General features: G+C 60.0%; 14 protein-coding genes. 3 read left to right on the top strand and 11 right to left on the bottom strand.

All coding sequences use genetic code 11. The annotated features are described in order from the left end of the window. Positions 1-160: 160 nt before the first annotated feature. The 3 genes from C8K63_RS03320 to C8K63_RS03310 all read left to right on the top strand — a co-directional run bounded on the left by C8K63_RS03320 (position 161) and on the right by C8K63_RS03310 (position 2171). Positions 161-1366: an MFS transporter gene (locus C8K63_RS03320; protein ID WP_108215372.1), complete on the top strand. Its 1206-nt coding sequence runs from the start codon at positions 161-163 to the stop codon at positions 1364-1366. Positions 1367-1447: 81 nt separating this feature from the next. Then, entirely contained in the window at positions 1448-1771 is a 324-nt protein-coding gene (locus C8K63_RS03315) for a hypothetical protein (protein WP_108215371.1), read from the top strand. Between the two features lie 19 nt (positions 1772-1790). After that, on the top strand, positions 1791-2171 hold the full coding sequence (locus tag C8K63_RS03310; RefSeq protein WP_108215370.1) for a Rho termination factor N-terminal domain-containing protein: 381 nt from the start codon (positions 1791-1793) through the stop codon (positions 2169-2171). 125 nt (positions 2172-2296) lie between these two features. Here C8K63_RS03310 and araH read toward each other — a convergent pair whose 3' ends face one another. The 11 genes from araH to C8K63_RS03255 form a co-directional block, all read right to left on the bottom strand. Next, positions 2297-3265 (bottom strand): L-arabinose ABC transporter permease AraH, encoded by a 969-nt coding sequence (gene araH, locus C8K63_RS03305; protein WP_108215479.1) that lies wholly within the window; start codon positions 3263-3265, stop codon positions 2297-2299. A gap of 12 nt (positions 3266-3277) precedes the next feature. Next, positions 3278-4816, bottom strand: coding sequence for an L-arabinose ABC transporter ATP-binding protein AraG (araG, locus tag C8K63_RS03300; protein WP_108215369.1), 1539 nt, complete (start codon positions 4814-4816; stop codon positions 3278-3280). Between the two features lie 65 nt (positions 4817-4881). Further along, complete coding sequence (locus C8K63_RS03295) at positions 4882-5886, bottom strand: substrate-binding domain-containing protein (protein ID WP_108215368.1); 1005 nt, start codon at positions 5884-5886, stop codon at positions 4882-4884. Between the two features lie 142 nt (positions 5887-6028). Beyond that, positions 6029-6847 carry an SDR family oxidoreductase gene (locus C8K63_RS03290; RefSeq protein ID WP_108215367.1) on the bottom strand — a complete coding sequence of 273 codons (819 nt, stop codon included), beginning with the start codon at positions 6845-6847 and terminating at the stop codon, positions 6029-6031. Between the two features lie 273 nt (positions 6848-7120). Further along, positions 7121-7996, bottom strand: coding sequence for an SMP-30/gluconolactonase/LRE family protein (locus C8K63_RS03285; RefSeq protein ID WP_108215366.1), 876 nt, complete (start codon positions 7994-7996; stop codon positions 7121-7123). Positions 7997-8124: 128 nt separating this feature from the next. Then, positions 8125-8841, bottom strand: a complete 717-nt coding sequence (locus C8K63_RS03280; protein WP_108215365.1) for a FadR/GntR family transcriptional regulator — start codon at positions 8839-8841, stop codon at positions 8125-8127. A gap of 141 nt (positions 8842-8982) precedes the next feature. Further along, positions 8983-9543 carry a DUF1285 domain-containing protein gene (locus C8K63_RS03275; RefSeq protein ID WP_108215364.1) on the bottom strand — a complete coding sequence of 187 codons (561 nt, stop codon included), beginning with the start codon at positions 9541-9543 and terminating at the stop codon, positions 8983-8985. A 16-nt stretch (positions 9544-9559) separates the two neighbouring features. After that, positions 9560-10168, bottom strand: coding sequence for a DUF4823 domain-containing protein (locus C8K63_RS03270; protein WP_108215363.1), 609 nt, complete (start codon positions 10166-10168; stop codon positions 9560-9562). Positions 10169-10338: 170 nt separating this feature from the next. Beyond that, positions 10339-11307, bottom strand: coding sequence for a GTP 3',8-cyclase MoaA (locus C8K63_RS03265; protein WP_108215362.1), 969 nt, complete (start codon positions 11305-11307; stop codon positions 10339-10341). A 137-nt stretch (positions 11308-11444) separates the two neighbouring features. Then, positions 11445-12083 carry a TetR/AcrR family transcriptional regulator gene (locus tag C8K63_RS03260; protein WP_108215361.1) on the bottom strand — a complete coding sequence of 213 codons (639 nt, stop codon included), beginning with the start codon at positions 12081-12083 and terminating at the stop codon, positions 11445-11447. 387 nt (positions 12084-12470) lie between these two features. Continuing rightward, complete coding sequence (locus tag C8K63_RS03255) at positions 12471-13259, bottom strand: TatD family hydrolase (RefSeq protein WP_108215360.1); 789 nt, start codon at positions 13257-13259, stop codon at positions 12471-12473. Positions 13260-13314 lie beyond the last annotated feature (55 nt).

Raw genomic sequence — 13314 nt, 5'->3', positions numbered from 1 at the left:
GAGCAAGCTCCCTCGCCACAAAAGCTGATCCGCCACAAAGTGTCTGGAGGCTTTACTCCGGCCAACACTAACCCTGGAATCGATAACCTCGGACCTAACATTCGGGCACTGCGTGATTAGATAGCCGCGCTGCTCATTTATCCGGCCAAGGAACCACGTCATGCCTACCGCAACACCTCCTGTCTCAAGCAAGTTGTTCGGCCTGTTTTGCCTCGCCAGTTACCTGTTGTCGCTGTCCTACGGTTCGACGTTTTTGCTGTCATTGTTGATTGGTTCTCGCGGTGGCAACGAACACGACGCCGGCAGTGTGATTTCGGCGGCGATGCTCAGCACCTTTGCGGCGGTGATTGTTTCCGGCCATTTGTCCGATTTGCTCGGTGCCGCCCGATCGGTGGCGCTGTTCGGTGTTTTGCTGGTAGCGGCCAGCCTGGGCTTCGCCCTGACCCCGGGCTTCGGTCACCTGCTGTTGTTTTTCGGGCTGTTGCTGGGCCTGGGCTGGGGCGTGTTCTACACCCTGGGGCCGATCATCGTCGCAAGCCTGGTGACACCCGCACAGCGTGCGAAATACTTCGCCCTGCTGTCGGGCAGCATGATGACCGGGATTGGCAGCGGCCCGTTGCTCGGCCGCGCGGCGAGCGCCCTCGGTTATCCGGTGACAGCCGCGTTTTACCTGGCGGCGCTGGCCAGCCTGATCGGCGTATTGCTGTTCTGGCGTCTGGATCGGCAGTTGAAACAGGCGCCCGCGCAATCTGGCAGCGTGTCGCGGATTTCCTGGCGTGCAGCGGCTCAGGTGCTGTCGTCCAGGGCCGTTTTCCCGGTCATCATGGTCGGTCTCGGCGGCTGCGTTTTCGGTGGTCTGTCGAGCTTTCAAACCAGTTATGCGACGGCGCACTCGCTCGACTACTCGTTGTTCTTCCTCGGTTTCATGAGCGCGGCGATCAGCGGCCGCATGCTGGTTGCCGGCTTCGTGGTCAAGCGCGATCCATTGCGTGCATCGTGCCTGCTTTCGGGGTTGATGCTGACGTCGATCGTGATGTTCGGTTTTGTCGTCGACAGCAGCTTCAGCTACCTGCTCGCGGCGGTGATGCTCGGGATCGGTTACGGCCTGACCTACTCGGTGATCAATGGCCTGGCCGCCAATGAAGCGCCGAACGGCACCACCGCGCAATCCTTGTTGTTGTTCAGCCTGTCGTACTTCATCGGCGTATTCGGCTTTCCTTTGCTGGCCGGGAAAATCATCGTCGAACAAGGCATGCCCACGCTGTTGCTCACGGTGCTGGCGGTGGCTGCGCTCAACTGGATGATCACCGTGGGCCGTTTGATCTGGCGTAGAGCCACAGCGGTCAGGACATTGGAACAGGCCTGAGCCGTTCGTCGCTGACAATGCACCCATCCGGATCGAGGGCGGACTAATCAGGTAAGGACTCTACCCGTTGGAGACAACACCATGATCCTGTCCAGGTTGACCGCCCTCGCCCTCGCCGCCCTGCTGTCTTCTGCCGCGTTCGCCGGGACCATCGGCTCGAGCACCGGCCCGACCAACCCGGTGGAAAAGCCCAGGGCACCGGCGATCCAGAGTGCTCCAGGCATGAACACCGATGGCACGACGATCGACCACAACCTCCCGCCCTCCACCGGCACCGACCCGCGAACCCAGGGCAATGACATGGGGCGTCAGGGCGGGAAGAACCTGCCGGACAAAAAAACACCCGGCAGTGGCGGCCTCGGTTCAAGCACCACCGAGGACGAGGAAAGCAATATGAGCCAGTAATGAAGCCAGGAGAAATCCCATGCCTCGTGGAAGCAAAACCAAATACACCGCCGAGCAAAAGCGCAAGGCGCAACACATCGAAGACAGTTACGAAAGCAAAGGCCTTTCAAAGGACGAAGCCGAAGCCCGTGCCTGGGCGACCGTGAACAAACAGTCCGGCGGCGGCGAACGGGCCGGTGGGTCGGGGCGCAAGAAACCGGCCAGTGCAAAGTCGGCAGATCGCAAGGAGTCGGCGCGTCGAGCGGTGGCCACTCGTAAGGGGCACTCACGCGATAGCGCTGCATCCAGAGAGGCCCAGACGGTCGATAGCTTGAGAAAGGAAGCCCGGGCCAAGGGTATTCCCGGGCGGTCCTCGATGCGCAAAAAAGAGCTGATCGAGGCGTTGCGCAAGGCGGGTTAAGGCCAACTGTTTTGTGTTGAAGCTGATGGCCTCATCGCGGGCAAGCCCGCTCCCACAGGGGACCGCGTTCGTCTGAACAATCCGGTCAACTGTGGGAGATCATCTGTACCTTAATACTTCGGTGGTCAGCGTTGTTTGAGGCGGTCGATCACGACGGCCAGAAGCAGAATCGAACCCCGAATCACATACTGATAAAACGTATCAATGTTCTTCAGGTTCATCGCATTCTCGATGATCGCCAGAATCAGTACCCCGGCAATCACGTGCCGGATCATGCCGATCCCGCCACTCAACGAAACCCCGCCCAGCACACAGGCCGAGATCACCGTCAGCTCGAAACCCTGGCCGATCATCGGTTGGCCGGAGGTCATGCGCGAGGCCAGGATTACCCCGGCCAACGCACCGATCACGCCATGCACGGCGAAGATGATGATCTTGGTCCGGTCGACATTCACACCGGCCAGCAACGCCGCTTCCTGATTGCCGCCGATGGCCATGGTGTTGCGCCCGTAGGTGGTGTAGTTCAGCAGCCAGCCGAAGAACAGGAAACAGACGATGGTGATCAGGATCGGTACCGGCACGCCGAACAACTGGCCGTTACCGAAGACGAAGAACGATTCCTGGGACACCCCCACCGCTTTGCCGTTGGCGAAGATGTAGGCCAGGCCACGCACGATCTGCATGGTCGCCAGCGTGGTGATCAGCGCGTTGACTCGCAGCTTGGCAATCACGATGCCGTTGATCAGCCCGACGATCAGCCCCATCACCAGCGCCGCACCGACACCGAGAAATACGCTGTCGGTGTCGCGCATCACAACCGCCGCGACTACTCCAGCGCAGGCAATCACCGAGCCCACCGACAAGTCGAAATGCCCGGACGCCAGGCAATACAACATGGTGCACGCCGCGATCCCGGTGGTGGAAATCGCCAGGCCCAGGCCACGCATGTTCAGCGGTGACAGGAAGTTGTCGATCAGCAAGGTGCAGGCGACAAAGATGCCGACCGCCGCCAGCAGCATCACCCAGTCATCGAGGAAGCGCCGCAGGTCCAGCGGTTTGCGCGTGGTTGGCAGGGTGTTGTTTTGGATTGTCATCATAGTCACCTCTCAGTTCGCCACGCCGTCGGCGCGTTGGCGCGGCAAAGCCAGTTGCAGCAGGTTGGATTCGTTGGCCTGTTCGCGGCTCAGCTCGCCACACAGGGCGCCTTCGCACAGCACCAGGATGCGGTCGGAAATGCCCATGACTTCCATCAAGTCGCTGGACACCACAATCACCGCGATCCCCTCGGCCGCCAGGTTATGGATGATCTGGTAGATCTCGGCCTTGGCACCGATGTCGATGCCGCGGGTGGGTTCGTCAAGCAGCAGCACTTTCATCGGCATCGACAGCCAGCGGCCGAGAATGGCCTTCTGCTGATTACCGCCGGAAAGAAACTTGATCTGCTGCCCGGCGTGGGGCGTTTTCACCTTGAGCGCCTTGATCTGCTGGTCGGCGTTGTCCTTCTCCCACAGGCCACGCAACAGGCAGCCGAAGGTGGCATGGGCGCCCCGTGCGCTGATGTTGATGTTCTCGGCGACGCTGGCCAGCGGCAGGATGCCTTCCTTCTTGCGGTCCTCGGGGCACAACAGGATCCCGGCGGCAATCGCGTCCCGGGGTGAACGCAGCTTCAGTTCATGGCCACGAAGCTTCAGCTGTCCGGCGCTGTGGCGCGCCAGGCCGCTGAGCAGGCGCAACAGCTCTGTGCGACCGGCACCGACCAGCCCGAACAGCCCGAGGATTTCGCCTTTGTGCACCTCGAAACTCACCGGCTCACGCAACCCCGGCCCAAGCAAACCGTCGACCTTGAGCGCCACGGCGCCGCGCTGACGGGGGCGGTAATCGTAGATGTCCTGAATGTCACGACCGACCATGCAGGTGACCAGTTGATCGTGGGTCAGCTGGCCCATGTCGTCGAACGTGCGCACGTACCGCCCGTCCTTGAACACCGTCACCGCGTTGCAGATGCGGAACACTTCTTCCATGCGGTGGGAGACATAGAGCACCACTTTGCCCTCGTCCCGCAGCCGGCCGATGATCGCCATCAAGCGCTCGATCTCCCGCGCCGAAAGGCTGCTGGTGGGTTCGTCGAAGGCAATCACATGGGCGCCACGGGACAACGCCTTGGCGATCTCCACCAGTTGCCGCTGGCCGAGGGACAGGCGTCCGACTTTCTCTTGCGGGTCGATTTCATCGGCCAGGCCTTTGAGACAGGCCAGTGCCTGCTGGCGCAGGGCACCGCGGTTGATCAGGCCGAAACTGGCCGGCAGATGCCCGAGAAACAGGTTCTCCGCCACGGTCATTTCCGGCACCAGATGCAGCTCCTGGTGGATCACGGCGACGCCACTGCCGATGCTGTCGGCGGTGGACTTGAAGTCCATCGCCCGCTCGCCGATCTGCAAGGCACCGCTGCTGGGCGTATAGGCCCCACCGAGGATTTTCAGCAGCGTCGACTTGCCGGCACCGTTCTCGCCCATCAAGGCATGAACCTGCCCCGGATGGGCGACGAAGCTGATGTTGTCCAGCGCCTTCACCCCGGGAAAGGTCTTGCCGATCCCGTTGAAGCGCAAGCTGCCGCTGTGTTGTTGTGTATTTGTTTGCGTGTGCATAACCCACCTCTTCAAACCGGTCAGGCAGCCCCGTCGCCGAGGCCGCCGCTGAAATCAAACGGCTGTCAGTTCCACAGGCCGATCTTTTCCAGTTCCTGCTTGAAGTTGTCGCGGGTGATCAGCGTCACGTCGTCCATGGCGGTGAATTTCGCCGGTTCAGTGCCGGTGGTGACCCACTCGTACATCATGCTCGCGGTGTTGTAGCCCTCGATGTGCGGGCTTGGCAGCATCGAGCCGTAGAAGCCGCTGTCGGGTTTCTTCAGCTCGCCGATGGCGTCGGTACCGTTGATGCCGATGCCGATCACGTTGGCCGCAGCGAAACCCGCACTCTCGGTGGCGCGCACGCCGCCCAGGACCGTGTTGTCGTTCATGCCACCAATGATCAGGTTCTTCGCCGCACCCGGCAGTTTCACCAGCGCGGAGTTGGTGGCGTCCATGCTGCCTGGTACGTCGAGGGTCTTGAGGGCCGCGAACAGGATGTGGTCTTTCGGCATGCCGGCGTCTTCGAGTGCCTTGACCGAGCCGTCGGTGCGCTTCTTGCCGGTGTCGAGTTCGTTGTAGGTGTTGATCACCGCATAGGTGTCTTTCCACTCCCAGCCGCGCTTCTTCGCCTCGGTGGCCATGGCGTTGCCCTGCTTCTGGCCGACTTCGAACGCGGCCATGCCGAGGTATGGCACATCCTCCATGAACTTGCCGCTGGCATCGACGAAACGGTCATCGACGGCAATCACCTTCAGCCCGTTGAGTTTGGCCTTGGCCATGATCGCAGGTCCCAGGGACACGTCCGGCGGGCAGATCACGAAGCCTTTGGCGCCGTTGGCCGCGAGGCTGTCGATGGCAGAAAGGGTTTTCTCACCGTCCGGCACGGCGATCTTGATCAGGGTGAAGCCCTTCTCTTTCCCGGCCTTTTCGGCAAAGGCCCATTCGGTCTGGAACCAGGGCTCCTCCGCTTGCTTGACCAGGAAACCGATTTTCACTTGCTCGGCCGCCAGCAGCGCGCTGCTCAGGCTGACCGCCGAGACCGCCAACGCGGCACAGCACAGTGAACGGATAGCATGACGACGATTCATAAGCTGACTCCTTGTTATTGTTCTTGAGTGTTCTTTGAAAGCGTTCTTTGTTAACCAATGGGCGGTAAAACCGTACTACCAATAGTCATATCGTATGATGATTGGATTTCAGACGTAGTAGTACGCCTGAAAGCCCGATCACTCAATCGTGGTACATCACCGAGCGTCCGCCATCGATAGTGATGCACGAGGCATTGATGAACGGCGCTTCATCGCTGGCCAGGAACACGGCGGTCATTGCCACTTCGATCGGCTGACCGATGCGACGCGGCGGGTGCAGGTCAAACGCGCGCTGGCGTTCGGCGTGGGGGTCGGCGAAACCGTTCCAGTAATCGATGTTGATCTGGGTTTCGATATAGCCAGGCGCAATGGCATTGACGCGGATGCCCTTGGCCGCATATTCGATGCCCAGCGCGCGGGTCAGGCCGAGCAGGCCATGCTTGGCCACCGGGTACGGGAAGCAGCCCGGAATGATGTGGGAGGAATGGGTGGAGGCAATGTTGATGATGCTGCCGATGCCCTGCTCGATCATCTGCGGCAGCACCGCCTTGCAACCGTACCAGGCGCCATCGAGGTCGATGGCAAAGCAGCGATGCCAGTCTTCTTCGGTCATTTCCAGCGGATCACGGAACACGTTGACCCCGGCGCAGTTGACCAGCACGTCGATCCGGCCATGCAGGTCGATCGCCAGCCGGGCCATGGCGTGTAAATCCTGTTGACGCGACACGTCGGCCTTGATCGCCACCACATCGGCGCCCTGGCCCCGCCAGTGCGCCGCGACCTTCTCGACTTTCTCGGCCTGAACGTCACTGATGATCAGCCTGGCCTGCTGGGACGCGAAGGTCGCCACAATCGCTTCGCCAATGCCCTGGGCGGCACCGGTCAGTAACACGACCTTGTTTTTCAGGCGTTCGCCCTTGGGCGGTTCGGGTACCGGTGGCAATGATAGTGGTTCAGCCATGGATCAAGACTCCTGTTCGAAAACACGACGAAAACCGGGCATCTGTCGATGTCCGGTCAAAAGGCGTTGAGGAAGAAACGGGTGAGCGCGAAAACGTTTCAGCCTGGAAACGGTTTGAGGCACTGTCTGCGCAAGGGAGCACGGGGAAACTTCGCTGCATCACTTCACCTGTTTTGTTTTTTTAAGTGTGAGTGCATGGAACTGGTGAGGCCGACTATAAACCCGGCCCGCGTAAAATCTCAATATATATATTAACATCCCATATTTTGGGATTTATCCAGCAAACCGTGTGCAATGCTTTCCAGGCACATCCACTGGAATCGACAACACGGCCCCATCCAACGGATGGCCCAGCGGACTTGCCGCACTGGTGATGTACAGGGTTGTCAGGTCTGCACCGCCGAACACACAGCTGGTGGGACGACTGACCGGCAGTTCGATGATCCGATCGACGTTGCCGTCCGGGCTCAACCTGAGCAGGCAACTGCCGTCCCAACGGGCATTCCAGATAAAACCTTCGGCATCCATCGCCGAACCGTCCGGGCCGCCTCGTCCGTGCGGACCAAACCAGAGCTGCGGCGTATCGAGGGCACCGTCGGTACAGATGAAATGTCGATACAAGGTGCCGTCGAGGCTGTCGCCGAAATACACGCTGGTGGCGTCATCGCTCCACAGCAGCGTGTTGGGAATGCCCAGATTGCGCAGCAATGGCGCAACCCGCCCGGCACGATCGATGCGGAACAGTCCACCGGAACGACGGACGATGGGCAGGTCTTCGCCGTGTTCTCCGATATTGTTTTGCATGGTGCCGAGCCAGAGCCGGCCCTGGGCGTCGCAGCGGGCTTCGTTGGGGCGGTTGCCTGGTTGCGGATCAGCAACGCAGAGCAACGTCAGGCGCGGTTCCAGGCCGGGTGAATCAAGATCGAGCCGATAAACCCCGCTGCTCAATGTCACCAGCGCATCACCGCTTTCACAGGGGATGAAGGCCGACACATGTTCCGGCATCTGCCAGATCTGCACGTTGGCGCCGATCAACCGCAGTGCCTGTTTGCCCGCGATATCCACCCAATACAGCGCCTGGGTCGGCGCATCCCAGAACGGGCCTTCGCCCAGTTTCGCCCGATGTTCGGTCACCGCCGTCAACGTCATGAAACCTCCTGCTTTGTTCTTGTTTCGGGGGTGTAGGAGCTAGCTTGCTCACGAAGGTGTGCCAGTCGACCTCGTGGTAGCTGATACACCTTCGCGAGCAAGCTCGCTCCTACAGTAGCCCTTCGTTGTCAGCCGGCTTTTTTATCGGCCATGACTTGCGGGTAGTAACGCTTGATCGCAAGGTCGGCGTTATCGATCAGGGTCATGCAGGCCCAGACACCCCGGGCGGTATCACGGGCCGCGATTGCCTCGGCCAGGTCCCGGTGAATCGGCAAGGTGCGACGCAGTTCATCCGGGTCGGCGGCGGACACTTCAAAAGCCACCGCCAGCAACGCACCGAGGGCGGGAACCATTTGTTCGATGAATTGATTGTGGCTGGCAGCGAGGATGCACTCGTGGAAGAACTGGTCGGCACGGTTGTAATCGATGCCGCTGTCCACCGCCCGTTCCAGCGCGTTGCAGGCCAGCAGGATCGCGTTCACCTGTTCGCCGGTTGCGCGCTCGCAGGCCCAGCGCACGGCCATCGGTTCGATGGTGCGGCGCAGGTCGAGCAGATCGTCGACGAAGTTTTCCGGCAAGCCGCTGCGCGACAACCAGCCGACGACTTGTGGATCGAAGAGGTTCCAGCGCCGCACCGGCAACACCCGCGTGCCAACCTTCGGGCCGACTTCGAGCATGCCTTTGGCAACCAGGGTTTTGATCGCTTCGCGGATGACCGTGCGGCTCACGCCGAGTTGTTCGCCGAGGTCGGCTTCGACCTTGAGTGACTCACCGGGCTTGACCTGTCCCGTGGCGAGCCAGCATCCCAGCCAATCAACGGTCGAAGCATGAAAGCTGCTGGACATGGACACCTCAAAGCCGTACGTGATGGAAGCTCACGCTAATCATCATACGATTGGATGTCAAATAAAAAAGATCGCCGCCTGCGGCAGCTCCTACAGGGGAATGTGGACTCCTGTAGGAGCTGACCGCAGGCTGCGATCTTTTCAGGGCTCGAGGCCGATGGGGAAGAACTCGCCGCCACTCCATACACCGAGCCAGCGCTGGCCGTCGATCTCGCGGCTCACTGCCAGCTCCACCAATTGATAGAACACGTTGCGATGGATCAAGGCTTCAAGATTGCTGCGCACATGCACATAAGGGGCCGGTTCCTGCGTTACCGGGTCGATGACCACGCGCATCGGGTGCTCGGCACCGGCCTCGGTGCTTTCATCGACGTTGGTGGTAAAGCGCAACACCTGCGCCTCGCCCTCGCCTTCCACGTCCACCGCAATCGCCACGAACGGCGCATCGTCGACCTTGATGCCGACCTTTTCGACCGGCGTGATCAGGAAATAATCATCGCCGTCGCGGCGAATGATGGTGGAGAACAGCTTGACCATCGGCTTGCGCCCGATCGGCGTGCCCAGGTAATACCAGGTGCCGTCGCGGGCGATGCGCATGTCGATGTCGCCGCAGAAATCGGGATTCCACAGGTGCACCGGCGGCAAGCCTTTGGTCTTGGGGATTTGCCCCAGCAGGTCGTTGGCTTTTTGCGGGCCACTCATGGCGTTCTCCTTGGCATTACTGGTCGCCGAGCCCCAGCAGGCTGCGCGCGTATTGTTCCAGCGGCGGGCCCATCAGGTCTTCGGGTTTTTTATCGTGGAACGTCAGTAAACCGCCACGACTCTTGATGGTCGCAGTATCAATCAAATACTGGGTGCTGGTCTCGATCAACATAATCTGAATCATACCGCTATCGATGCCGAGACGATCCAGGGCTTCCTGGTCCAGCCACTCGTCCGAGTTGCCGATACGGTCGTCAGACTTGGCAAATCGGGTGTAGAGCAGATAGTGCGCCCCGGCGGCACGGGCTTCGCCCATGGCCTGGTCGAGGCCTTCCGGCGTACGGGCACGGCGGACCATCGGGAAGTATTCGACGAAGCCATCGAACGCGACTTCGGCAATCACGTTGGGCCGTGGGTAAACGGAGCTGCCCGCTGGCATGAAAGCACCTTGGGCGATGTAGACGAACGAGTCCGGTTGAATGCGCAGATTGTTTACGCGACGGCTGTCACTGTGATCGAGTAACCCCGCATCGCTCATATGGTAACGAGTCCCTTTGGCCATATCGCTGACGTTCATGCAGCCACCAAGTGCCAAAACGGCCAGCAGCAAAACCAGGCTACGCATCCTATCCTCCAGAGGCCGGTGTCGGAAAACCGGCGAATGGCCGTAGGATGCAGCTTTTGCGCCAGCTCATGAGCCTTGTTGACTGATCTATAGCCATCGCGAGCAAGCTCGCTCCTACAAGGATTTACGCAAACCTTGTGGGAGCGTGGCTTGCCCGCGATGAGGCCGGTCTAGCCGCCAATAATCTTCATGACAGTCGCACCACCAGAGAACGCCACTTCCTGCTTGTCGCCCAGGGCTTTCACCAGAAGGCGTTGCAAGGCCGGCAGTGCTTGATGGCGCGGCTTGTCCAGCAGGTCGCCGATGTAATGGCGATTGCTCGACGACAGGCAGCCATGCAGCCACCCGGTGGAAGATAAACGCAAGCGTGAACAGGTCCGACAGAAAGGCACGCTCTCGTTGGCGATCACGCCGAAATAACCCTGGCCGGGGATTTCATAGCGCACCGCTGTCGCATCGACCGGCGCGTCGGCCTGCCGGTATTCGTAGCGCTCACCGATCAGGCTCAACAGTTGCTGGAGGCTGACGAACTGCTGCAGAAAGGCATTGGAATCGCTGGCCAGATGGCCCATGCGCATCAGCTCGATGAAGCGCAGTTCATAACCACGCTCCAGACAGTAGTCGAGCAGCGGCATCACTTGATCAAGGTTCTGCCCGCGCAGCGGCACCATGTTGACCTTGATCTTCATGCCGGCCGCACTGGCCTCGCTCATGCCGTTGAGCACGGTGGCCAGGTCGCCGCCCCGGGCAATGGCACGGAATGCACTGGCGTCGAGAGTATCGAGGGAAACGTTGAGGCGCCGAATGCCGGCGTTCACCAGCAGTGGCAGTTTCTTCGCCAGCAACTGGCCATTGGTGGTCAGGCTGATGTCTTCCAGGCCCATCTGCCCGACCGCCGTCATGAACGCTTCGAGTTTCGGGCTGACCAGCGGCTCGCCACCGGTAATGCGCAGACGCTCGATCCCCGCCGCTTCAATCAGATAAGCCACACCGCGTGCCATGGCTTCGGCCGACAACTCATCCTGCGCAGCCACCAGCCGCTTGCCATTGGGCACACAGTAGGTACAGGCGTAATTGCAGGCTGAAGTCAGACTGATTCGCAAGTTGCGAAAACGCCTGCCTTGACGGTCAACGATCATGGTCACTCCGGCGGAAGAATATCGGGCCGCTAAAACTTGACCCATAAATCAAGTTTTAGCAAGTCCTCTACCTGAGTATATTCCTGCGGCACTGCGCCAAGTAGCGAAATCATGGCGCAATAAGGCAACTGAATGGCTCAGCTGCCGGGAGTGTCGGTGTCGCGCTTGCGCTTGTTACCCATGCGCACGCCGATGTCCATCAGGAACTGGAAGAAACCTTCCTGATCTTCCAGCACATTGCTCCAGAACGGCGAGTGATACAGCGCGACAGCACCGTGCACCAACGCCCAGGCCGCGCAGTAATGGAAGTAAGGCGGTACATCTTCCAGCTTGCCTTCACTGATCCGGCCTTTGATCAGCAGGGTCAGGCGTTCGAAGTTCGAGGCACGGATCTTGTGCAGTTCCTCGATCATCTCCGGCACCTGGTTGCCCTTGACCACTTTCTCTTCGAGACGGTCGAACAGGCGATAGCGTTGTGGATCGCGCATGCGGAATTCGAAGTACGCCCGGGACAGGGCTTCCTTGTCCTTGTCGACATCGGCCGAATGCAGCAGTGTGTTCAAATCGCGCTCGTAGTCGAGCATCAGGCGCAGATAGATTTCCGCCTTGGACTTGAAGTGCTTGTAGATCGTGCCTTTGCCGATACCGACGGCATCAGCGATCATCTCGACGGTGACACTGTCTTCACCTTGTTCGAGGAACAGCTTGAGCGCGGTATCGAGAATTTCCTGCTCGCGGCGACGAAATTCACGGACCTTACGAGGTTCTTTATGCATAAGAAAAGGTCTGTCGGGGTCAAAATTCGAAGCCGCGTATTATGCCTAACTTGCGCCAAAATGCACGGATCATCCGACCATATCTGCGCTTTCTGGTCATTCTGCGCACGTTTACAGGGTGATGAGAACTCTTCCGAAGCGCACGTATTCCAAATTTGTTTAAAAACCCGGGCCGCCAAACTGGACGAGGCGCGATCCTGATCAATACTTGAACTGTCGGCGGGGCATCTCCCCCAAGTGTCACGCCGATATTGGTACCAAAGGACCGCGTGCCATTGTTTTACTCCTAATGGTCTTAACCCGGATTCACCCCCCAGAACCCGGGTTTTTTTTGCCTGCGATTCAACCTTGTGGGAGCGAGCCTGCTTGCGAAAGCGGCTTCGAACCCTAAACCGATTTCACATGCGCCAACGGAAACAACCGCTTGAAGTTCTCAGTGGTCTGCTCGGCAAAACGCTCGTAGGGCTCACCACGCAACATTGCCAGAAATTCCGCAACTTCACGCACGTACTGCGGCAGGTTTGGCTTGCCGCGATAGGGTATCGGCGCCAGGTACGGCGAGTCGGTTTCCACCAGCAATCGGTCGGCCGGCACCTTGCTGGCCACATCGCGCAACGCGTCGGCATTGCGGAATGTGACAATCCCGGACAGGGAAATGTAATAGCCCATGTCCAGTGCAGCCTTCGCCATTTCCCAGTCTTCGGTAAAGCAATGCAATACACCTGCCTGGGGCAACGCCGCTTCACGCAACAAGTCCAGGGTATCGGCGCGGGCGCCGCGGGTGTGGATGATCACCGGTTTGCCGGTCTGCTGCGCCGCTTGCAGGTGCAGGCGAAAGGATTCCTGCTGCAACTGCGCCGCTTCCGGCTCGTAGTGATAATCGAGGCCGGTTTCACCGATGGCGACCACCCGCGGGTGATTGAGCTCCTGCAACAGCCAGTCCAGCGCCGGCGCGGCACCCGGCTGCACATCCAGAGGGTGCACACCCACCGAGCAGTCGACGTCGTCATAACGTTCGGCCAGGGCTTTGACGTCGGCCGCGTTGTCCGCGCTGACACCGATACACAGAAAGTGCCCTACCCCGCGCTGTCGGGCCGCATCAAGAGCAGCATCCAGGGAACCGTCGTGGGCGGCCAGGTCGAGGCGATCGAGGTGACAATGGGAATCTACGAGCATAAAAGGGCTGCAACTTACATCGAATGAGTGGGACGGTCGGATGTTCTGATACTCG

It is taken from the genome of Pseudomonas sp. GV085, from assembly GCF_003050925.1.
Taxonomy (GTDB): Bacteria; Pseudomonadota; Gammaproteobacteria; order Pseudomonadales; family Pseudomonadaceae; genus Aquipseudomonas.
The sequence above is the reverse complement of the archived record's forward strand: the minus strand, read 5'-3'. Positions and strand labels throughout refer to the sequence as shown.

Coding starts and splice junctions, on each gene's coding strand:
- C8K63_RS03320 (WP_108215372.1), top strand. CDS start 161: ATGCCTACCGCAACACCTCCTGTCTCAAGCAAGTTGTTCGGCCTGTTT.
- C8K63_RS03315 (WP_108215371.1), top strand. CDS start 1,448: ATGATCCTGTCCAGGTTGACCGCCCTCGCCCTCGCCGCCCTGCTGTCT.
- C8K63_RS03310 (WP_108215370.1), top strand. CDS start 1,791: ATGCCTCGTGGAAGCAAAACCAAATACACCGCCGAGCAAAAGCGCAAG.
- araH (WP_108215479.1), bottom strand. CDS start 3,265: ATGACAATCCAAAACAACACCCTGCCAACCACGCGCAAACCGCTGGAC.
- araG (WP_108215369.1), bottom strand. CDS start 4,816: ATGCACACGCAAACAAATACACAACAACACAGCGGCAGCTTGCGCTTC.
- C8K63_RS03295 (WP_108215368.1), bottom strand. CDS start 5,886: ATGAATCGTCGTCATGCTATCCGTTCACTGTGCTGTGCCGCGTTGGCG.
- C8K63_RS03290 (WP_108215367.1), bottom strand. CDS start 6,847: ATGGCTGAACCACTATCATTGCCACCGGTACCCGAACCGCCCAAGGGC.
- C8K63_RS03285 (WP_108215366.1), bottom strand. CDS start 7,996: ATGACGTTGACGGCGGTGACCGAACATCGGGCGAAACTGGGCGAAGGC.
- C8K63_RS03280 (WP_108215365.1), bottom strand. CDS start 8,841: ATGTCCAGCAGCTTTCATGCTTCGACCGTTGATTGGCTGGGATGCTGG.
- C8K63_RS03275 (WP_108215364.1), bottom strand. CDS start 9,543: ATGAGTGGCCCGCAAAAAGCCAACGACCTGCTGGGGCAAATCCCCAAG.
- C8K63_RS03270 (WP_108215363.1), bottom strand. CDS start 10,168: ATGCGTAGCCTGGTTTTGCTGCTGGCCGTTTTGGCACTTGGTGGCTGC.
- C8K63_RS03265 (WP_108215362.1), bottom strand. CDS start 11,307: ATGATCGTTGACCGTCAAGGCAGGCGTTTTCGCAACTTGCGAATCAGT.
- C8K63_RS03260 (WP_108215361.1), bottom strand. CDS start 12,083: ATGCATAAAGAACCTCGTAAGGTCCGTGAATTTCGTCGCCGCGAGCAG.
- C8K63_RS03255 (WP_108215360.1), bottom strand. CDS start 13,259: ATGCTCGTAGATTCCCATTGTCACCTCGATCGCCTCGACCTGGCCGCC.